The sequence below is a fragment of the Sphingomonas sp. PR090111-T3T-6A genome, assembly GCF_000383095.1.
Taxonomy (GTDB): Bacteria; Pseudomonadota; Alphaproteobacteria; order Sphingomonadales; family Sphingomonadaceae; genus Solisphingomonas.
The window spans coordinates 582,644-602,087 of record NZ_AORL01000021.1; the positions used below are offsets into that span (position 1 = coordinate 582,644).

The following is a 19,444-nucleotide window of genomic DNA, read 5'->3' on the forward strand; positions in this document are numbered from 1 at the left end:
CCTTCACCGGGCGTCGATAACGCCGGCCTGCATCAGCGCATCCCGTGCGAGCGGCACGGTCAGTCGGTGCTGGCGAGAGAGAGCGGCCCGGTCGAGGGCGCCGATCGCGCCGATGATCCCCACATAAGTCCGCTCGATGCGGGCCGAGAGCCATGCGGTGAGCGTCGGCGGCACCGGCAGGCCGCGCCGCGCCAGCCCGCGTTCGAGCAGCGCGGTCATCAGCGCGTCGTCCGGCGGCTGGATCGCCACGCGCGGCGTCGCCGTGAGTCGCGAGGCGAGATCGGGCAGCGAAACGGACCACTCCGGCGGCGGTGCATCCGCGACGATCAGCAGCGGGCGGTGCGTCTCCATCGCGGCATTCCAGGCGTGGAACAGGGTTTCCTCATCGACGCGCCACGCATCGTCGAGCAGCCGTCCCCCTGTCTTGCGTGCGAACAGCCGGCCGACGAGGCTCCGCCCGGATTTGCGCGGCCCGGTCAGGATCGTCACCGGCACGGGCCACAGCGCCCAATGCTCAAGATGCCGCGCGACCGCCGCATTGGCGTCGGACAGGATGAACTCGTCGTCGCGCTCGTCCTCCGGCCAGTCCAGCGGGAGCGCGATCTGGTTCATTGTTTCGGCTGGGCGGGCGGTGACGTGGCGGAAGCCGGCGTCGGGGACGCCCCTCCCTTCCGCATGTGCAGCGTCGCCCCCTCGCCCTCCAGCTTCCAGCCGCGCGCGGCCAGCGCCGTCTTCAGCGCCCCGACGTCGCCCGCATAGCCCACCGACAGCAGAGACGTGCCCCCAAGCGCGAGGCTCGCCACCGTCGCCTGTCGCACGCCCGCCACCGCGCGCAGCGCGGCCTGCGCCTGATCCAGCATCGCCGCGTCGGCCGTCTCGACCTGCACGGTGAACTGGGCCGACTGCGCGGTGCTGACGTCCTCCACGATCGCGGCGAGCGGATCGGCCGCATCGTCGGGGATGAGATCGGCGGCGGGCGCTTCCGGCTCCTCGATCGAGAGTGAGGGATCGGGCTTGAGCTGCCCGTGGCCCAGCGCGTTCACATAGAGCGCGTCGACCTGCTTCACGCCCTCGTCCAGCATATGGTCAAGCCCCCCCGTGCTCGATGCAACCAGCGTGAAGGTGCCGAGCACCTCGCCGTCCGGCCCGTGCCGCGCGACGAAGCGCGCCGCGATCGGGCCGCCCGGATAACGGCGCTCCAGATAGACCTCCGGCACCACCACGTCCGACGCGCCATATTGATCGAGCAGCATCCGCCACCAGATGCGGCCTGGCCGGCGGCTCTGGCCGAGGTTGAGCAGCACGGGGTCCGCGCCCGTGCCGACCGGCCGCACATAATCCACCGCGCTCGATCCCGTGCGGAAGCGCGCCCATGCCTTCTGCCACGACGTGCGCGATTCGAAGCTCTGCTCCGCGCCGCCGCCATATTGGATCGGGATCATCAGCATCGGCGCCGAACGTGGGGTCGAGGTTCCCCCGCCGATCAACTCGCCGGTGCGACCGCGATCGAACAGCAGGCCGAGCGTCGCGATATAGCGGTGCGGGCCGACCTGCTCGCTTTCCACCTCGATGCCGGCGACGATCGAATCGAGCGTCGAATCGGGAACGCCGGGTGCCTGATCCGGGCTCGCGCCGTGCATCCGGGCCCAGAGAATCTTCCAGCCCTTGCGCTGCGCCTCGCGCCATGCGGCGGTGCGCGCCTCGTCGGCGGTGCGGCCGGCGACATCCACCTGCACGCCCGTCACCTCATAGCTCGAAGAGCTGTCGATCGGCGGCACGCCGCGATCTCCGGGTGCAAGCTGGGCATAGGCATACCAGCCTGCCCCGCCCGCCATCAGGGCGGCGAGAAGGATCGGCGGCCAGGGGTGGCGGCGAAGCGAAGGGAGTACAAGCGACGTCACGCTGGTCCTTCTGGCGGGTTGGGCATGGAAATCCAAGCGCGATGTCGCTACCGCACGCCGCATGACCGACACGCCCGATCAGACCGAGAGCTATACCTACGCCCAAGCGGGCGTTTCCATCGCAGCGGGCAACGCGCTCGTGAAGGCCATCGGGCCGCTGGCGAAGTCCACGCGCCGGCCGGGCGCGGATGCGGAGCTGGGCGGCTTCGGCGGTTTCTTCGATCCCAAGGCGGCGGGGTTCAAGGACCCGCTTCTGGTCGCCGCGAACGACGGCGTCGGCACCAAGCTCAAGCTCGCGATCGACAGCGGCCATCATGACGGCGTCGGCATCGATCTCGTCGCGATGTGCGCCAATGATCTGGTCGTGCAGGGCGCCGAGCCGCTCTTCTTCCTCGACTATTTCGCGACCGGCAAGCTGGAGGGCGATGTCGCCGTCCGCGTCGTCGCCTCGATCGCGGAGGGCTGCAAGCAGGCCGGCTGCGCGCTGATCGGTGGCGAGACGGCCGAGATGCCGGGCATGTATGCCGACGGCGACTATGACCTCGCAGGCTTCTGCGTCGGCGCGGTCGAGCGTGGCGAGCAACTCACCGGCGACAAGGTGGCGGCGGGCGACGTGATCCTCGGCCTCGCGTCGACGGGTGTGCATTCCAACGGCTATTCGCTGGTCCGCCGCCTCGCGGCCGATAAGGGCTGGAAGCTTGACCGCCCCGCGCCGTTCGACATCGAGACGCTGCTGATCGACGCGCTGATGGCGCCGACGCGCATCTATGTGAAGTCGCTGCTCCCGGTGATCCGCGAGGGCAAGATCCACGCGCTCGCCCACATCACCGGCGGCGGTCTGCTCGAGAACATCCCGCGCGTCCTGCCGCAGGGCCTGCACGCGCATATCGACGCTGATGCGTGGCCGCAGAGCCCGCTGATGGGCTTCCTCCAGGCGCAGGGCCGGATCGAGCCGGAAGAGATGGCGCGCACCTTCAACTGCGGCATCGGCATGGCCGTCGTCGTGGCTGCGGCGGATGTGGACGCTGTCACCGCCACTCTCGAAGCAGCAGGCGAGACCGTCCACCGCATCGGCCGCATCGAGGCCGGCGAGAAGGGCTGCACCGTCTCGGGCAAGGACGAGACCTGGGCAAAGCGCGAAGCCTGGTCCGCCACGCACCATGGCTGACCGCACGCGCGTCGGCGTCCTGATCTCCGGGCGCGGATCGAATTTGAAGGCGCTGCTCGATGCTCAGGCGTCGGCGGATTGCCCCTATGAGATCGCGCTCGTCGTCTCGAACGTCGAGGACGCGCCCGGTCTGGACTTCGCCCGCGCCCTCGGCATCGCGACCTTCGCCAAGGCCCACAAGGGCATGAAGCGCGCCGAGTTCGACGCCCTCGTCGACGCCGAACTGCGCGCCCATAACATCGAGGCGGTGGCGCTGGCAGGCTATATGCGCCTGCTCTCGCCGGGCTTCGTCGAAGGCTGGGCCGGGCGGATGATCAACATTCACCCCTCGCTCCTGCCGCTCTACAAGGGCCTCGACACGCATCAGCGCGCCATCGAGGCGGGCGATGCCAAGCACGGCTGCTCGGTCCATCTCGTCACGGCAGAGCTGGACGACGGCCCGATCATCGCACAGGCCGAAGTGCCGATCCTGCCGGGCGACACGCCGGACACCCTTGCGGCGCGCGTGCTGGTGGAGGAACATCGCCTCTATCCGCTCGCTCTGGCGGAGCTTGTGAGGACTTTGTGAGCCCCGACCCCGACGCCGATCTCGCCCGCATCCGCTCGCTCTGCATGAGCCAGCCGCGCGCGCAAGAGAAGCTGTCGCACGGGATGCCCGTCTTCTTCATCGAGAAGGGCAAGACCTTCGTCTGGTTCATCCACAACCATCACGGCAACGGCATCACGGCTATCGCACTCAAGACCAGCGGGCCGGAAGAGCAGGCGATGCTCGTCGAGGCCGAGCCGGAACTCTTCTACCGCCCCGCCTATCTCGCACCTTCGGGCTGGATCGGGCTCCGGCTCGACGCTCCCGAGACCGACTGGGACCAGATCGAGGCGCGCATCGAGCAAAGCTGGGTGCTGGCCGCCACACCCCGCCTCAGGGAGCAATTCGGACGATGAGCAACGATACGACCCGCCGCAGCCGCCTGCGCTGGGTGACGCTCGGCGAGGCGGTGGCCGTCGCGGCGGTCATCATCTCGGGGCTGGGGCTCTGGAACAATTATCAGGATCGCCGCGAGGCCCGCGCCGACAAGGCCGCCGAGGCGAGCCGTGCAACATCCCCCGCGCCCTTCTATCTTCGCGCCGGCACATCCGGCGACGGATCGACGCTCGCGCTGAGCCCGGTCGTCACCGATCATGTCATCCAGGGTCAGACGCTGCGCTTCCCGCCCGCGTTCAAGCTCTCGCCGGTCACGACGACGAGCGACACGCGAATCGAGGCGGACTGGTTTGCCGGAGCCCTCAAGAGTGACCGCCACACGCGCCAGCTCCCTGAGGAGACGCAGGGTGACGAGCGCGTGCCCGTGATGATCGAGACGGATTATCTGGCCGGCGACAAGGCGCTCAAGGCGCGTGCCTTCTACGACATCGGCTATGCTCTGGAGGGGCATTTCCTGCGCGGCGCTTCGGTGAAGCTGCGCGGGCTCTCGCTGATCGGGAAGGCGCCGGCATCGGATGCGGCCGCGGATCAGCGGCTGGCGGCACTGTGGGAAGCGCGGGCCGGCAAGCCGAAGAAGTAAGGGCCCTCCCGCCGATCCGACAGGAGAGCCCTCCGAAAAATCAGCCGACGATCTCTTCCGGCTTGAAGAAGTAGGCGATCTCGATCGCGGCGTTCTCCAGGCTGTCCGAACCGTGGACCGTGTTGGCCTCGATCGACTCCGCATAGACCTTGCGGATGGTGCCCTCGTCAGCGTTCGCCGGGTTCGTGGCGCCCATCACTTCGCGGTTCTTGGCCATCGCGTTCTCGCCTTCGAGAACCTGCACGACCACCGGGCCGGAGATCATGAAGGACACGAGGTCGTTGAAGAACGGACGCTCCTTGTGGACCGCGTAGAAGCCCTCGGCCTGCTCCTTGGTCATGTGGATGCGCTTGGACGCGACGACGCGCAGGCCGGCATCCTCCAGCATCTTGGTGACGCCGCCGGTCAGGTTGCGACGGGTGGCATCGGGCTTGATGATCGAGAAGGTGCGTTCGGTCGACATGGCCGAGCGGGCTCCATAAATTTACAGGGTGGAAAGTGGCGCCCCTCTAGGCTTGTGGGCTGCCAGAGGCAAGGGGCGCGGACTTGCAGCCGTCACAGCAAGCGCGCTAGCATCGCTACGGGGGCGTATCGAGGGGGCGCCAGCATGTTGAATCGCAGGACTTTTCTCGCCAGTGGAAGTCTCGGCCTGCTGATGGCTGGCGCCGCTCGCGCTTCCATCTCCGAGCCTATCGTCAGCCACATCGCGATCGACCAGCAGCGGCTGTGGATCGCCGGATCGATCAACGGCAGCGAGCCCGGCCTGTTCGTCATCGACACGGGCGCGGCGATCAATCTCCTGCGCCCCGATATCGCGGACAAGCTCCACCTCATCGTCGCCGGCCGCCAACGTATTCAGGGTATCGGCAGGAAGGTCGAAACGGCGGCCGTGGTCGGCGCACGCAATGTCGTGCTGGGCGGGAGTTTGCGCCAACCGATCGTGGACTTCCAGGTCCGTCAGATGTCCGATCTGATACCGAGCGATGCGATCGGCCTGCTCTGTGCCGGTCTGGTGACCGCACGGGACAGCGACCTCGATTTCGATCGCGGCGAATGGCGCGTCTGGCCGCACGGCCGGCCGGATCGGCACGACTATACGCTCGTTCCGTCCAGCTTCGACGGGTTGGATCAGCCGACCTCGGCACACCGCATCGTGGTGACGGCTTTCATCGACGGGATCGCCTACCGGCTGATGGTGGACACCGGGGCGCCCGGCAACGTCCTGCTGTTCAGCGATGCGGCGCGCAAGTCGGGCCTGTTCAAGGACGACCGCCCCTTCTCGCCGTTCATGCCGACGGGTGTCGGCGGCGCGGCGGGCAAGCTGGGCCGCATGGTCCGGGCCGAGCAGTTCCAGCTTGGCCCCATCACCATGCAGAGGCCGATCATCGGCATCATGGACCCGGCAACCTCCCGCCGTTCCGCCGATCATGACGGCCTGCTCGGCCTTTCCTTCCTCCAGCTTCTCAATCTGTCGACCGATGTTCGGCTGGGGAAGCTCTACATCCAGCGCAACAACCGCCCCAGCCTGCCGCAGCGCTATCGCGCCTCCGGCCTGTGGCTGGATCGGGATGGGAACGGCATCCGGGTTGCCGCAGTCGGCACCGGCAGCCCCGCGGAGCAAGCGGGCATCCGGGAAGGCGACGAGATCGTCTCGCCGGCAGACTTCCATGAGGCGCTGACGCTGGCAGGAGCAACGCCGGGACAGGCCATCTCCTTCGGCATCCGCCGCAACGGCGAGACATCGACCAAAGATTTCACCGTTCATCCCTATCTCTGAGGGAATGCCGGCCACAGGCCAGTCCTTCTTCTGCCACAAACCTACGGGATCGTCCCGCCGTCACCGGTTGTTACGGAGACAATCATGAGTGAAGTCGCGCTGTTGTTGCTTCAGGTCTCGACGTCCATGGCGTCACCGCCAGCCAACGCGGGAGAGATTTTGCTCCACCCGGTTCCAGAGGCGGCCTGCCGGCCATCTGCGAATGAAATCACCGTCTGCGCGAAAAGCCCCGACACCTATCGGCTACCCAAAGGCGGCCCATCCACCGATCCGGCGACGACCCTGCCGCAGGCGGAGTGGCGCCTGTTCGGCAACACGAAGATGAACGTCCACGCCTCGCAGCGCAGCCTGCCGCAGGGTGCCTCCGTCCCCGCCGCGATGGTGACGATCAAAATGCCCTTCTAGGCCATCTGGGCCCAGCGGCCGTCCTCGTCCTGCTTCCAGTAGCGGGGTTCGACGTCCTCGCGGCCCTTGATCGCGCGCCACGCCGTTCGCGCGGCATCGATCGACTCATCATCGAAGAAATGGAAGGCCCGGTCGAAATCCAGCGCCTCGTCCCGCCAGATGCCGTCGATCAGCGCGATATGGCGAGCGCCGTTCGCCGCCTCGCAATTGGCGGCGATCAGCAGCGGCTGATCCGCTCCTTCTCGGCCATGGGGAAGGAAGCTGTCGGCCGATCCTTCCCACAGGGCGCGGTCGATCGTATCGGCCTGTTCCTCCTCGCCGGCGACGACGAGGAGGCGGCCGCCGCCCGCTAGCACGCGCGTCGCGATGCTGGCGAGGATCGGAGGCAGCGGATCGCGGCCGAGATGATAGAAATCGACCTGCATCGGCCGCGATCCGCCCCGATCAGCCCTCGAGGTGATCGGCGACGAAGCGGTCGATCAGGCGCACGCCGAAGCCGGTCGCGCCCTTGTCCCACGTCGCGCCCGGCTTGGCCGCCCAGACCATGCCCGCGATGTCGAGATGCGCCCACTTCACGCCGTCCTCGACGAAGCGCTTGATGAACTGCGCCGCCGTGATCGAGCCGCCGTAGCGCGGGCCGACATTCTTCATGTCCGCGATCGGGCTGTCGATCAGCTTGTCGTAAGCGTCGCCCATCGGGAAGCGCCACAGCGTGTCGCCCGACGCCTTGGCCGAAGACAGAATCTTGTCGGCAAGGCCATCGTCGTTCGAGAACAGGCCGCCATGCTCATGGCCGAGCGAGATGATCATCGCGCCGGTCAGCGTGGCGAGATCGATGACGGTCTTCACGCCATAGGTCTTCTGCACCCAGGTGATCGCGTCGCACAGCACGAGGCGGCCTTCGGCGTCGGTGTTGATCACCTCGATCGTCTGGCCCGACATCGACGTCACGACGTCACCCGGACGCTGTGCATTGCCGTCGGGCATGTTCTCGACGAGGCCGCAGACGCCGATGACATGCGCCTTGGCCTTGCGGCCCGCCAGCGCCAGCATCGCGCCCGCGACGGCACCCGCGCCGCCCATGTCCCACTTCATGTCTTCCATGCCGGCGGCCGGCTTGATCGAGATGCCGCCGGTGTCGAAGGTCACGCCCTTGCCGACGAAGGCGACGGGCTCGGCGTCCGAACCCTTCCAGCGCATCGCCAGCAGGCGAGCCGGGCGGCGCGAACCCTGCGCCACGCCGAGCAGCGCGCCCATGCCGAGCTTCGTCATCTCCTCCGGGCCGAGCACGGTGATCTCGACGCCCAGCTCCTTGAGCTTCTGGCAGCGCTCAACGAAGCTCTCGGGATAGATGATGTTGGCCGGCTCGGTGACCAGTTCGCGGGTGAAGGCCACGCCGTCCGCGATCGCCTTGAGCGAGGTCCAGGCCGCCTCAGCGCCCTCGCCCGCACCGACGATCACGATCTCGTCGAGGCTCGGCTTCTGGCTCGGCTTCAGCTTGGTGCGATAGACATCGTAGCGCCAGCTCCGCAGCAGCGCGCCATAAGCGAGGCGCGCCGCGCGCTCGGCCGTGCCCTTGTGGCCGGTGAAGTCGATCACGAGCGTCTTCTCGCCCGACATCTGGACCTTGGCGACGAGGGCGCCACCGGCGCGCTCATACTGCGCATCCTGATCGCCGTCGCCGAGCCCGGCCAGAAGCACGCGCCGCACGCCCGCACCCTCCGGCGCGAAGACCTCGGCCACCGAGCCAGCCTCGCCCTCGAAGCGAGCCGCCGTCGCGGCCTGCCGGACCAGACCGGCACCGTCGCCCAGAAGCGACGTGAGTCGATCGCTGTCGGCCTGACCGGCCTGCTGCGGAAAGGCGAGCGCATAGGCTCCCTCGGGGCGACGATCTGCGAAGCGCACGTTCATCGTTCTTATGAAACCTCCATATGCGGCACCAATGGGCGCCTTGACGGCGCATATGGCAAGCCTCCCCGTCCCGCGCCACCCCTGCGGACCACCGCATCGTTACGTTGCGGACATTGCGGAGCGGCTGTGGCAATGCGATAGGCGCGAAAAAGCGTTGCCGTCCGGGCACCGGGGGACCAGTGAATTTTCTAAGCCCGACCAGATCGATTTCCCGCCAAGGGCTCGCCACCGCGCTCCCGCTCGTTCTCGCGTTCGCCTCGGCCACCGCCCATGCGCAGACCGTGGCGTCACCCGAGCCTGCCCCAGCCGCGCCGGAGCCCAGCGTTGCCGGTGGCGCGTTCGGCGCGCAGCCGGACGGACGGCCCGCGCTGGTGCGCCCATCGACGACCTCGAGCTTCGGAATCGCGGGCGGGAATACGCCGCTCGGCGACAATGAGGTCGCGTTCACCGCCGACACGCTCGACTATGACTACAAGTCCCATGTCGTGACCGCGTCGGGCGACGTCCGGATGATACGGCAGGGCAACCGCCTGCGCGCCGACAAGGTCGAGTGGAACCGCGATACCGGCGAAGTCCACGCCATGGGCAATGTCGCCATCGCCAATCCGCAGGGCGACATCACCTATGGGCGGGACCTCCAGCTCACCGATACGCTGAAGGACGGCGTGATCGAGGATCTGCTGCTCGTGCTGGAGAATGGCGGGCGCATGGCGGCCACCACGGGCGGCCGGGCGAACGGCATCTACACGCTCACCCATGCAGCCTACACGCCCTGCGACGTCACGGACAGCAAGGGCTGCCCCAAGGACCCGATCTGGAAGATCACCGCCGCGCGCGTGGTCTATGATCCCACCAAGCACCGCATTTCCTATCGCGATGCGCGGCTGACCTTCCTCAGCGTGCCGATCCTGTGGCTGCCCGCCTTCTCGCACCCCGACGGATCGGGACAAGGCGGCTCCTCGGGCCTGCTGGTGCCGGACATCAGCTATAACGGCCGCAACGGCCTCCAGGTCGCGACGCCCTATTACATCCAGTTCGCGCCCAACCGCGATCTGACGATCACGCCCTACATCTTCACGTCGGTGCTCCCGATGCTGGAGGCGGAATATCGCTCGCTCGACAGCAACGGCGCGTGGCGGGTGCAGGCCTATGCGACCGACAGCACGCGATCGGCCAGCGACACGGCGCCCGGTTCTCGCGATTTCCGCGGCTATATCGAGGCGAACGGCACCTATCAGCTCGGGCCGAACTGGACGCTGAGCGGCTCGATCCGGGCCGTCACCGACAAGACCTTCCTGCGCCGCTACGACATCAACTACGACGACCGCCTGCGCTCGACGCTCAAGGCCGAGCGGATCGATTCGGACAGCTATCTCTCGATCGCCGGCTGGGAGTTCGAGACGATGGTGCCGGGCGTGCGCCAGAAGACGCAGCCGATCGCGCTCCCCGCGCTCGACTATCGCCTGCGCGTGCCCGAAACCGTGCTGGGTGGCACCTTCACCTTCCAGGCGAACACGCTCGCCATCACCCGCCTCGAGGGGCAAGACACGCAGCGCGCCTTCGTCAGCGCGCAGTGGGAGAAGTGGCTGCTGACCCCGCTCGGCCAGCAGGTGACCTTCACCGCCTATGGCCGCGGCGACGTCTATCACAGCGACGACAATCTCGCGACCTCGACGGTCATCTATCAGGGCGAGCCGGGCTGGAAGGGCCGCGGCATCGGCGCGCTCGCGGTCGACGTGCGCTGGCCCTTCATCGGGGAGTTCCTGTCGGGCACGCAGCGCATCACGCCGCGCGTGCAGGTGGTGGGCTCGCCGCCGACCCGCAACCTCGCCATCCCCAACGAGGATGCCCGCGCGATCGACCTGGAGGATTCCAACCTCTTCGCGCTCAATCGCTTCCCCGGATACGATCGCTGGGAGGATGGAGCGCGCGTCACCTATGGCGTGGAATATGCGCTCGACCTGCCGCATTTCTCGCTGCGCTCGCAGGTCGGCGAGAGCTATCGCTTCTACACGCCGTCCGACATCACGCAGGGTTCGGGCATCGCGGGCATGGGCATCCTGCCCGACGGCACCGGCCTTTCGGGCAGGACGTCCGATATCGTGGGCAGCACGACGCTGCGCTACGGCAGCTTCATCAGCCTCAGCCACCGCTTCCGCGTGGACAGGAAGAGCTTTGCGATCCGCCGCAACGAGATCGACGCGACGCTGGGCAACCAGCAGACCTATCTCCAGATCGGCTATCTGAAGCTCAATCGGCACATCAGCAACACCATCGAAGATCTGCGCGATCACGAGGAATTGCGGCTGGGCGCGCGCCTTCAGCTCCTCAAGCGCTGGTCGCTGTTCGGGTCGACCACGCTCGATCTCACCGGCAAGAGCAGCGATCCGGTGCTCGATCCGACGCTCGATGCCAATATCGATCCGGTCCGCTCGCGCGTCGGCCTCGCCTATGAGGACGACTGCTTCGAGTTCAGCGTGAACTGGCGGCGCGACTATACCGCGGTCGGCGACGCCCGGCGGGGCAACACGATCCAGTTCCGGCTGGCGTTCAAGAACCTCGGACGCTAAGCCTGCATTCATCGAGGAGATGCGACATGCTCGCGCTATGCCGCATCAGAGGCAGTGGCCGGGCGTGATGCAACGGGCGGGACACTGAGGACAGCGTGATTTTCCAGACAAGGATGCTCAAGCCGCGCCTGGCGGCGCTTTGCCTGGCCGCCGGCCTGATAGCGGTTGGTGGTGGCTACGCCTTCGCACAGCAGCAGGCTGACGATGACAGCGTGGGCGGCGAGAATACGCCGCTGAACCTGCCCAACGACGTCGCCGTCTTCGGCAAGTTCGACCCGACGATCCGCAAGGCGACCGCGATCGTCAACGGCTTCATCATCACCGACACCGACGTCGACCAGCGCCTCAATCTGGTGCTCGCCGCCAACGGACAGCAGGTGAGCGCGGAGGAGCGCGACCGGCTGCGCCTCCAGGTGCTGCGCAACCTGATCGACGAGACGCTCCAGATCCAGGAAGCGAAGTCCAACGACGTCACCGTGCCGTCGGGCGACATCGACCAGACCTTCCAGCGCGTCGCCGGGCAGTTCAAGAACACGCCCGACCAGTTCGCCGCCTTCCTGAAGTCGAAGGGCTCGTCGGCCAACTCGATCAAGCGCCAGATCGAGGGCGAACTCGCCTGGCAGCGCCTGCTCGATCGCAAGGTGCAGCCCTTCGTCAACGTCGGCGACGACGAGGTGAAGCAGGTGATCGCGCGCCTCAATGCCTCCAAGGGCACCAAGGAATATCATGTCGGCGAGATCTTTCTCTCCGCCACGCCGCAGAACGACGCGCAGGTCCACGCCAATGCGGATCGCGTGATGGACCAGATCCGCAAGGGCGGCAGCTTCGTCGCCTATGCGCGCCAATATTCGGAAGCGTCGACCGCGGCCGTCGGCGGCGATCTCGGCTGGGTTCGCGCCGAGCAGCTGCCCGACGCCATCGCCCAGATCCTCCCGGAGATGCAGCCCGGCACGGTCAGCCCGCCGATCGCGGTGCCCGGCGGCTATTCGATCATCGCGGTGCAGGACACGCGGCAGGTGCTGATGTCCGATCCACGCGACGCCGTGCTCAGCCTGAAGCAGATGACGATCAGCTTCCCCAAGGGCACCACGCAGGATCAGGCCAGCCCGCGCGTGGCCGCCTTCGCGGAAGCCACCCAGAAGATGGGCGGTTGCGGCGGCGCCAAGGATATCGCTGCGAAGCTCGATGCGGATGTCGTCGAGAACGACAATATCCGCATCCGCGATCTCCCGCCAGTGCTCCAGAACCAGATGACCGCGATGTCGATCGGCCAGGCGACGACGCCGTTCGGCTCAGTCACGGAGGGCGTCCGCGTGCTGGTGCTCTGCGGCCGCGACGATCCGGAGGTGGCGGGCAAGCCGTCGTTCGACCAGATCTACAACCAGATGGAGCAGGAGCGCGTCGATCTGCGCGCCCGTCGCTATCTGCGCGACCTGCGCCGTGATGCGGTGATTGAATACCGATGAGCGATACGCTCCAGCCGATCGCCGTTTCCATCGGCGATCCGGCCGGGATCGGGCCTGAGGTTCTCGCCAAGGCCTGGATGCGCCGGCGCGAAGAGGGGTTGCAGCCCTTCTTCGCCATCGGCGACCCCCGCTCGATCGCCATCGTGTGGGACGGCCCGCTCCGCAAGATCGAGACGCCCGCCGATGCGATGGGTTGCTTCGACGAGGCGCTCCCCATCATGGAAGTGGAGGATGCGGGCGAGATCATCCCCGGCCAGCCCAACATGCCGGGCGCGCGCTGCGCCATCGCCAGCCTGGAGATTGCGGTCGGCCTTGCGCGATCGGGCGCGGCCTCGGCGATCGTCACCGGGCCGGTCTCCAAGGCCGAGCTGTACGCGATCGGCTTCACCCATTCGGGCCAGACCGAGTTCGTCGCCGAGCGTTGCGGCGTATCGCCGGCCAATGTCGCGATGATGCTCGCCGGGCCGTCGCTCCGCACCGTCTGCATCACCACCCATGTGCCGCTGGCGAAGGTGCCCGATCTGCTGACCGTGGATCTCGTCACCGCCCGCGTGCGGGTGACGGCTCGCGGATTGCAGCGGGATTTCGGCATCGAATCGCCGCGCATCGCGCTGGCGGGCTTCAACCCCCATGCCGGCGAAGGCGGCGCGCTGGGTCGCGAGGAGTTGGATATCCTCGTCCCTGCCGTGGAGCAGCTCCGCGAGGAGGGCATCGACATCGTCGGGCCGCTCGCGGGCGACACCATGTTCCATCCGCGCGCGCGGGCGCTCTATGACGCGGCGCTCTGCACCTATCACGATCAGGCGCTGATCCCGCTCAAGACGCTGCATTTCGACGAAGGCGTGAACATGACACTTGGGCTTCCGATCGTCCGCGTCGCGCCCGATCATGGCACCGCCTTCGGCATCGCGGGTCAGGACAAGGCCGAGCCCGGCGCCACCATCGCCGCCATCCGCATGGCCGGCGAAGCAGCCGCACGGCGCGCCCAGGCGGCATGAGCGGCCTCGCCGGGCTTCCGCCGCTGCGCGAGGTGATCGCGCAGCATGGCCTTTCCGCGTCCAAGGCGCTGGGGCAGAACTTCCTGCTCGATCCGCAGCTTCTCGACCGGATCGCGCGCGTGGCGGGCAATCTGGAGGGGCAGCGCGTCTATGAGGTCGGCCCCGGCCCCGGCGGCCTGACCCGCGCCCTGCTCCGCGCCGGCGCGCAGGTGACGGCGGTGGAGCGCGATCGCCGCTGCCTCCCCGCGCTCGCCGAGCTGGGCGAGGCAGCGGATGGCCGCCTGCGTGTGATCGAGGGCGACGCGCTGGAGGTAGACGAACGCGCCGAGGCCGGCGACGGCGCGCATATCGTCGCCAACCTTCCCTATAACGTAGGCACGGTGCTGCTGGTCCGCTGGCTGGAGAGCGAGACGTGGGCGCCGTGGTGGGCGTCGCTCTCGCTGATGTTCCAGAAGGAAGTGGCCGAGCGCATCGTCGCCAAGCCCGGCAGCGACGCCTATGGCCGCCTCGCCGTCCTCGCCCAGTGGCGCAGCTCGGCGGTGATCGCGCTCAACGTCCATCGCTCGGCCTTCGTGCCGCCGCCCAAGGTGATGTCGGCGGTCGTCCATATCGAGCCGCGGGAGATGCCGGAGGGCGTCAATCCGGCGAAGCTCTCGCAGCTCACCGCCGCCGCCTTCGGCCAGCGCCGCAAGATGCTGCGCCAGAGCCTCAAGGGCACACCCGATGCGCTCGACGCGCTGGCGACGCTGGGCATCGCGGCCGAGCGCCGGCCCGAGACGCTCTCGGTCGACGAGTTCGTCGCGCTGGCGCGCGCGCTCTCCTGAAACGGAAAGGCCCGGCTTTGGCGGCCGGGCCTCCCGAAGCTCAGTTCTTGCCGGACGGCGGCGTGGTCGCGGCCTGGCCCTTGGTCGCAGGCGGCACCTTGTCGGTGGCCGCAGTCTGCACCAGCGGCGGCGGGCCCTTGGCGATCGCGGCGGCGAGCGTCGTCGCGGCGGGACAGTCGCCCTTGCAGAGCGTCTTGATGCGCGCGAGATTGTCCTTGGCGCGATCGACGGCGCCGCGCTGCACGAGCGCATCGCCCTCACCCGCCAGCGCGCCGACGTCGTTCGGCTCCAGCAGCAGCGCATCCTTGTAGTAACGGATCGCCTTGCCCGGAAGCTGCTGCGCCTGCGCGACCCGGCCGAGCGCCACGAAGGCGCCCCGGTTGCGCGGATCGGCGACGACCGACGCTTCCAGCGCATCGTTCGCGGCGGCATAGTTGCCCGCCGCCAGCGCCGCCTCGCCCTGCTTCTGGAAGGACAGCGAGCGAGGGTTGATCTGGTCATCCGGCTTCTGGCCATAGCTGCCGCTCGATACCGCAAGAAGACCCAGCGAGGCGGCAGCGGCAACGGGCAGGAAACGCATCAGCTTCTCCGATAAAGGACTTGTCGCGGGGTTTAGCACGGCCGCACGAGTGTCGCGACGAAAAAGCCGTCGGTGCCGCTCGCCGCCGGCGTAAGGCGGATGCCCGGCCCTCGCGCCTCGCCGGTGGGCAGCGAAACCGGCCGCGCGATCCAGCCCGGATGGCGCGCGAGGAAGGCCTCCGCCTGCCCCGCCCCCTCCTCGTCGAGCAGCGAGCAGACGATGTGGACCAGCGTGCCGCCGGGCTTCACCAGACCCGCCGCGACGTCGAGCAGCCGCGACTGAAGCGCCACGACGCGATCGAGCCGCGCCTGCGTCAGCCGCCAGCGCGCCTCCGGGTTGCGCCGCCATGTGCCGGTGCCCGAGCAGGGCGCATCGACGACGACGAGATCGGCAGCCTCCCGGAAATCCTCCAGTGCATCGCCCTCGCGCCCGCCGTCGAGCAGGCGCATCTCCGCGATGGTGACGCCCGCCCGCTCGGCCCGCGGCGCGAGACGCGAGAGACGCGATCGATCTGCGTCCGAGGCGATCAGCCGCCCGCGATCCTCCATCGCCGCAGCGAGGCCGAGCGTCTTGCCGCCTGCGCCCGCGCAGAAGTCTATGGCGGTCATGCCGGGCTTCGCGGCGCAGGCCAGCGTGACGAGCTGGCTGCCCTCGTCCTGCACCTCGATCCGCCCGTCCGCCCACTCGGGCAGCTGCTCGACCTGCACGCCTTCGGGCAGGCGCAGGCCGTCGGGCGCATGCGGCGTCGGGACCGCGCCCTCGATCGCGATGTCCTCGCGCCGGGCCTTGAGGCGGTTCACCCGGAGATCGAGCGGTGCGCGCGCCTCCAGCCCGAGGTTGTCGAGCCGCCCACCCAGCCATGCCGGTGCAACACCCGCCGCAGCGCGCGGCTCCTCCACCGAAATCGGCGCAGGCCCGCGCGGCGAGCCGTCGAACAGCTCCGCGACCTCCGCCCGCTCGTCCGCCAGCGCGACCATCGCTGCACGGCCCGTCACCGGCAGATCGCCCGCGCGGCGGATCGCCGCATAGACCAGCTCGCGCACCGCCCGCCGATCCTTCGACCCGGCATAGCGGCGCGTCTTGAAGTAACGCTGGACGATCGTGTCCGCGGCCGCCCCGGCGTCGCGGGCGGCGGCGACCACCTCGTCGAGGATCTCGATCGCCGCCTGTGCGCGCGCCTGCGGGGTCATGCGGCCTCAGCGCGTCGGATAGTTGGGCGCCTCGCGGGTGATCGCGACGTCATGGACGTGGCTCTCCTTGAGGCCCGCATTGGTGATCCGCACGAAGCGCGCGCGCTCCTGAAGCTCAGGGATGGTGTGCGAACCGGTATAGCCCATCGCCGCCTTCACGCCGCCGACGAGCTGGTGGATGACGTCGCGCGCCGGGCCCTTGAACGGCACCTGACCCTCGATGCCTTCCGGCACGAGCTTCAGCTGATCCTTGATGTCCTGCTGGAAATAGCGATCGGCCGAGCCGCGCGCCATCGCGCCGACCGAGCCCATGCCGCGATAGGACTTAAAGGCGCGGCCCTGATAGATGAAGGTCTCGCCCGGAGCCTCTTCCGTGCCGGCCAGCAGCGAACCGACCATCACGGTCGACGCGCCCGCCGCGAGCGCCTTGGCGATGTCGCCGGAGGTGCGCAGACCGCCGTCGCCGATCACCGGCACGCCATGCTTCTTCGCCTCGGCCGCCGCGTCCATGATCGCGGTGAGCTGCGGCACGCCGATGCCCGCCACGACGCGCGTGGTGCAGATCGAGCCCGGCCCGATGCCGACCTTGAGGCCGTCCGCGCCCGCGTCGATCAACGCCTTGGCGGCTTCGGCCGTAGCGATGTTGCCCGCGATCACCTGCACGGTGTTGGAGAGGCGCTTCACCCGGTCCACCGCCTTGGCGACATCGCGGTTATGGCCGTGCGCGGTGTCGATGACGATCAGGTCGCACTCGGCGTCGATCAGTGCCTCGGTGCGCTCGAAGCCCTTGTCGCCGACCGTGGTGGCGGCCGCGACGCGCAGGCGGCCGGCGGCATCCTTGGTGGCCGACGGATAGGTGACGGCCTTCTCCATGTCCTTCACCGTGATGAGGCCGACGCAGCGATAATCGCCGTCCACCACCAGCAGCTTCTCGATGCGGCGGGCATGGAGCAGGCGGCGCGCCTCGTCCTGGCTGGTGCCGAGCGGAACGGTCGCGAGGTTCTGCGCCGTCATCAGCTCAGCGACCGGCTGGTTCGGGTTCTCGGCGAAACGGACGTCGCGGTTGGTGAGGATGCCGACCAGCTTGCCCGAAGCCTCGGTGACCGGGATGCCCGAGATGCGATTGCGCGCCATCAGCTCCTGCGCCTGCGCGAGCGTGGCGGTGGGGGCGATGGTGATGGGGTTCACCACCATGCCGCTCTCATAGCGCTTCACGGCGCGGACGGCGGCGGCCTGCTCCTCGACCGTCAGGTTGCGGTGAAGCACGCCAAGGCCGCCGAGCTGCGCCATGACGATCGCCATGTCGGCCTCGGTCACCGTGTCCATCGCCGCCGAGAGGATCGGGATGTTGAGGCCGATCTCCTTCGTCACGAAGGTCCGCGTGTCGGCCATGCTGGGCAGCACTTCCGATTCGGCGGGCTGGAGGAGCACGTCGTCGAAGGTAAGGCCGAGGCGGATTTCCATGGTGTGACGTCTTTCGCTGGCGGGAGGGCGGGAGTCGTCGCGCTCCTATAGGGCGGCATCCGCCAGCTTTCCAGACGGCAGAGGCGAATTGGGGAGCGGACTTGGCAGCCCCGCCCACAGGCGGCATGGTCTGCGCCCGGCGCGGCCAGTCGGTCCTCGCGTCCCCCTCGCCGTCCATTGGAGGATGTTGCTTTCATGACCGTCGATCGTCGTGCGTTGATCGCTTCCGTTGCCACGCTTGCGCTCGCCGGCGCGGCGCGCGCCCAGAATCCGGCTCCCACACCGGCCGCCGGCGACCCTTCCGCGCCGATCTGGCCGCCGGAGCACAGCATCGCGCTCTGGCCCGGCAACCCGCCGGGGATGCCCGCCACGCCGCCGGTGCTCAAGCCGACCATGAACGGCTCGGCCGGCCATCGCGAGCTGTGGGTGCGCGGCGTCGCCACGCCGGCCATCCACGTCTTCCGCCCGAGCCGCCCCAATGGCGTGGCGCTGCTCTCGATCCCCGGCGGCGGCTATGAGTTCCTGTCGGTCCAGAACGAGGGGCTGGACGTCGCTCATTTCTACACCGCGCGCGGCTACACCGTGTTCGTGCTGAGCTATCGCCTGCCGGCGGAAGGCTGGGCCAATCGCTCGAACGTGCCACTTCAGGACGCGCAGCGCGCGATGCGCCTGATCCGGGCGAACGCCGCGCGCTTCGGCGTCGATCCGCGCCGGGTGGGCATCGTCGGCTTCTCGGCTGGCGGCCATCTCGCCGCCAGCCTGGTCACCGCGCATGACGAGCCGGTCTACGCCCCCGTCGACGAGGCGGACCGTCTCTCGGCCCGTCCGGATTTCGCGGGCCTGATCTATCCGGTGACGACGCTGGAAGCGCCCGAGACGCACGCCGGCTCGCGCGATCATCTGCTCGGGCCAAACCCGTCTCCCAAGCTGGTCGCGGCGCGCTCGCCGCTGCGCCATATCGATGCGAAGACGCCGCCCTGCTTCCTCGTCCACGCGCTGGACGACGATACCGTGCCGGTGGCGTGCAGCATCGACTGGATGATGGCCTGCCGCACCGCGAAGGTGCCGGTCGAGGCGCACCTGCTGGAGCAGGGCGGCCACGGCTTCGGCCTGCACCTGCCGGACGACAATCCCGGCGCGCTCTGGCCCGAGCAGTTCCTGCGCTGGGCCACCCATCATCAGGGCTGAGCGCGCCGGGCGGAGGGTCAGCTTTTGCCGAAGAGCCCCTTCGCGAAGCCGGTGAGGTCGTTGAGCGGGTTGCCGTCGCCATCGCGGTCGAGCAGCCCGCTCAGCTTCGCCCCGATGCCCGAAAGACCGCCCTCGCCTTCGCCGCCGAAGGCGGACGACAGGGCCGGCAGAAGCGCCTGGAGCTTGTCGGCCGAAATCCCCGTCTCGCTGGATGCGGCAGCCGTCGCGCTGTCCGCATCATGCTCGCCGGACGCGAGCTTGGAGAGGAGCGACTCTCCGCCGTTGCGCAGTTCGTCCTCGTTCAGCCCCACCTGCTGCGCAAGCGCCCCCAGATCGATGTTCCCGGCCTTGCCCATCAGCGTATCGAACAAGCTCATGTCCTTGCCTCCCGATCAAGCGGAGCGAGTACCTGCCGCCCGCCGGCCCGCCATAGCACAAGT

Annotated in this window: 20 protein-coding genes; 11 read left to right on the top strand and 9 right to left on the bottom strand. The window is 68.5% G+C overall.

Annotated features, from left to right (window positions below; translation table 11 throughout):
- Nucleotides 1-3: 3 nt before the first annotated feature.
- The gene (locus ST3T6A_RS0112855; RefSeq protein WP_019833344.1) at nt 4-612 is read right to left on the bottom strand and encodes an HdaA/DnaA family protein; all 609 of its coding nucleotides are present in this window, start codon (nt 610-612) and stop codon (nt 4-6) included.
- Complete coding sequence (locus ST3T6A_RS0112860) at nt 609-1,901, bottom strand: hypothetical protein (RefSeq protein WP_019833345.1); 1,293 nt, start codon at nt 1,899-1,901, stop codon at nt 609-611. Before ST3T6A_RS0112860 ends, ST3T6A_RS0112855 begins: the two co-directional genes overlap by 4 nt.
- Before the next feature lie 61 nt (nt 1,902-1,962).
- Here ST3T6A_RS0112860 and purM point away from each other — a divergent pair, with 61 nt between their 5' ends.
- From purM to ST3T6A_RS0112880, 4 genes are read left to right on the top strand one after another with little or no spacing between them, the layout of a single operon-like run.
- Nucleotides 1,963-3,069: a phosphoribosylformylglycinamidine cyclo-ligase gene (gene purM / locus ST3T6A_RS0112865; protein ID WP_019833346.1), complete on the top strand. Its 1,107-nt coding sequence runs from the start codon at nt 1,963-1,965 to the stop codon at nt 3,067-3,069.
- Nucleotides 3,062-3,637 (top strand): phosphoribosylglycinamide formyltransferase, encoded by a 576-nt coding sequence (purN, locus tag ST3T6A_RS22030; protein ID WP_019833347.1) that lies wholly within the window; start codon nt 3,062-3,064, stop codon nt 3,635-3,637. The genes purM and purN overlap by 8 nt, the downstream gene beginning before the upstream one ends.
- Nucleotides 3,634-4,011 (top strand): MmcQ/YjbR family DNA-binding protein, encoded by a 378-nt coding sequence (locus tag ST3T6A_RS22035; RefSeq protein WP_019833348.1) that lies wholly within the window; start codon nt 3,634-3,636, stop codon nt 4,009-4,011. Before purN ends, ST3T6A_RS22035 begins: the two co-directional genes overlap by 4 nt.
- On the top strand, nt 4,008-4,631 hold the full coding sequence (locus tag ST3T6A_RS0112880) for a hypothetical protein (protein WP_019833349.1): 624 nt from the start codon (nt 4,008-4,010) through the stop codon (nt 4,629-4,631). The genes ST3T6A_RS22035 and ST3T6A_RS0112880 overlap by 4 nt, the downstream gene beginning before the upstream one ends.
- Nucleotides 4,632-4,671: 40 nt before the next feature.
- Here the strand turns inward: ST3T6A_RS0112880 and ndk are convergent, their stop codons facing one another.
- Entirely contained in the window at nt 4,672-5,094 is a 423-nt protein-coding gene (gene ndk / locus ST3T6A_RS0112885; protein WP_019833350.1) for a nucleoside-diphosphate kinase, read from the bottom strand.
- Nucleotides 5,095-5,238: 144 nt separating this feature from the next.
- Here ndk and ST3T6A_RS0112890 point away from each other — a divergent pair, with 144 nt between their 5' ends.
- A complete protein-coding gene (locus ST3T6A_RS0112890) occupies nt 5,239-6,408 on the top strand; it encodes an aspartyl protease family protein (protein ID WP_083937493.1) in 1,170 nt (389 codons plus the stop codon).
- Between the two features lie 84 nt (nt 6,409-6,492).
- Complete coding sequence (locus ST3T6A_RS0112895; RefSeq protein ID WP_019833352.1) at nt 6,493-6,813, top strand: hypothetical protein; 321 nt, start codon at nt 6,493-6,495, stop codon at nt 6,811-6,813.
- Here ST3T6A_RS0112895 and ST3T6A_RS0112900 read toward each other — a convergent pair.
- Both ST3T6A_RS0112900 and ST3T6A_RS0112905 read right to left on the bottom strand, forming a co-directional pair.
- Nucleotides 6,810-7,238, bottom strand: coding sequence for a DNA polymerase III subunit chi (locus ST3T6A_RS0112900; RefSeq protein ID WP_019833353.1), 429 nt, complete (start codon nt 7,236-7,238; stop codon nt 6,810-6,812). The genes ST3T6A_RS0112895 and ST3T6A_RS0112900 overlap by 4 nt on opposite strands.
- 19 nt (nt 7,239-7,257) lie before the next feature.
- Nucleotides 7,258-8,724, bottom strand: a complete 1,467-nt coding sequence (locus ST3T6A_RS0112905) for a leucyl aminopeptidase (RefSeq protein WP_019833354.1) — start codon at nt 8,722-8,724, stop codon at nt 7,258-7,260.
- Nucleotides 8,725-8,903: 179 nt separating this feature from the next.
- Here ST3T6A_RS0112905 and ST3T6A_RS0112910 point away from each other — a divergent pair, with 179 nt between their 5' ends.
- The 4 genes from ST3T6A_RS0112910 (at nt 8,904) to rsmA (ending at nt 14,582) form a co-directional block, all read left to right on the top strand.
- A complete protein-coding gene (locus ST3T6A_RS0112910; protein WP_019833355.1) occupies nt 8,904-11,294 on the top strand; it encodes an LPS assembly protein LptD in 2,391 nt (796 codons plus the stop codon).
- Nucleotides 11,295-11,407: 113 nt separating this feature from the next.
- Nucleotides 11,408-12,760, top strand: a complete 1,353-nt coding sequence (locus tag ST3T6A_RS0112915) for a peptidylprolyl isomerase (RefSeq protein ID WP_019833356.1) — start codon at nt 11,408-11,410, stop codon at nt 12,758-12,760.
- On the top strand, nt 12,757-13,758 hold the full coding sequence (gene pdxA, locus ST3T6A_RS0112920; RefSeq protein ID WP_019833357.1) for a 4-hydroxythreonine-4-phosphate dehydrogenase PdxA: 1,002 nt from the start codon (nt 12,757-12,759) through the stop codon (nt 13,756-13,758). The genes ST3T6A_RS0112915 and pdxA overlap by 4 nt, the downstream gene beginning before the upstream one ends.
- Nucleotides 13,755-14,582 carry a 16S rRNA (adenine(1518)-N(6)/adenine(1519)-N(6))-dimethyltransferase RsmA gene (rsmA, locus tag ST3T6A_RS0112925; protein WP_019833358.1) on the top strand — a complete coding sequence of 276 codons (828 nt, stop codon included), beginning with the start codon at nt 13,755-13,757 and terminating at the stop codon, nt 14,580-14,582. Before pdxA ends, rsmA begins: the two co-directional genes overlap by 4 nt.
- 40 nt (nt 14,583-14,622) lie before the next feature.
- Here the strand turns inward: rsmA and ST3T6A_RS0112930 are convergent, their stop codons facing one another.
- From ST3T6A_RS0112930 to guaB, 3 genes are read right to left on the bottom strand one after another with little or no spacing between them, the layout of a single operon-like run.
- Nucleotides 14,623-15,162: a tetratricopeptide repeat protein gene (locus ST3T6A_RS0112930; RefSeq protein WP_019833359.1), complete on the bottom strand. Its 540-nt coding sequence runs from the start codon at nt 15,160-15,162 to the stop codon at nt 14,623-14,625.
- A 32-nt stretch (nt 15,163-15,194) separates the two neighbouring features.
- Nucleotides 15,195-16,352 (bottom strand): RsmB/NOP family class I SAM-dependent RNA methyltransferase, encoded by a 1,158-nt coding sequence (locus ST3T6A_RS0112935; protein ID WP_019833360.1) that lies wholly within the window; start codon nt 16,350-16,352, stop codon nt 15,195-15,197.
- 6 nt (nt 16,353-16,358) lie between these two features.
- Nucleotides 16,359-17,816, bottom strand: coding sequence for an IMP dehydrogenase (gene guaB / locus ST3T6A_RS0112940; protein ID WP_019833361.1), 1,458 nt, complete (start codon nt 17,814-17,816; stop codon nt 16,359-16,361).
- Between the two features lie 195 nt (nt 17,817-18,011).
- Here guaB and ST3T6A_RS0112945 point away from each other — a divergent pair, with 195 nt between their 5' ends.
- A complete protein-coding gene (locus tag ST3T6A_RS0112945; RefSeq protein WP_019833362.1) occupies nt 18,012-19,004 on the top strand; it encodes an alpha/beta hydrolase in 993 nt (330 codons plus the stop codon).
- Nucleotides 19,005-19,021: 17 nt separating this feature from the next.
- Here the strand turns inward: ST3T6A_RS0112945 and ST3T6A_RS0112950 are convergent, their stop codons facing one another.
- Entirely contained in the window at nt 19,022-19,381 is a 360-nt protein-coding gene (locus tag ST3T6A_RS0112950; RefSeq protein ID WP_019833363.1) for a hypothetical protein, read from the bottom strand.
- Nucleotides 19,382-19,444: the final 63 nt, after the last annotated feature.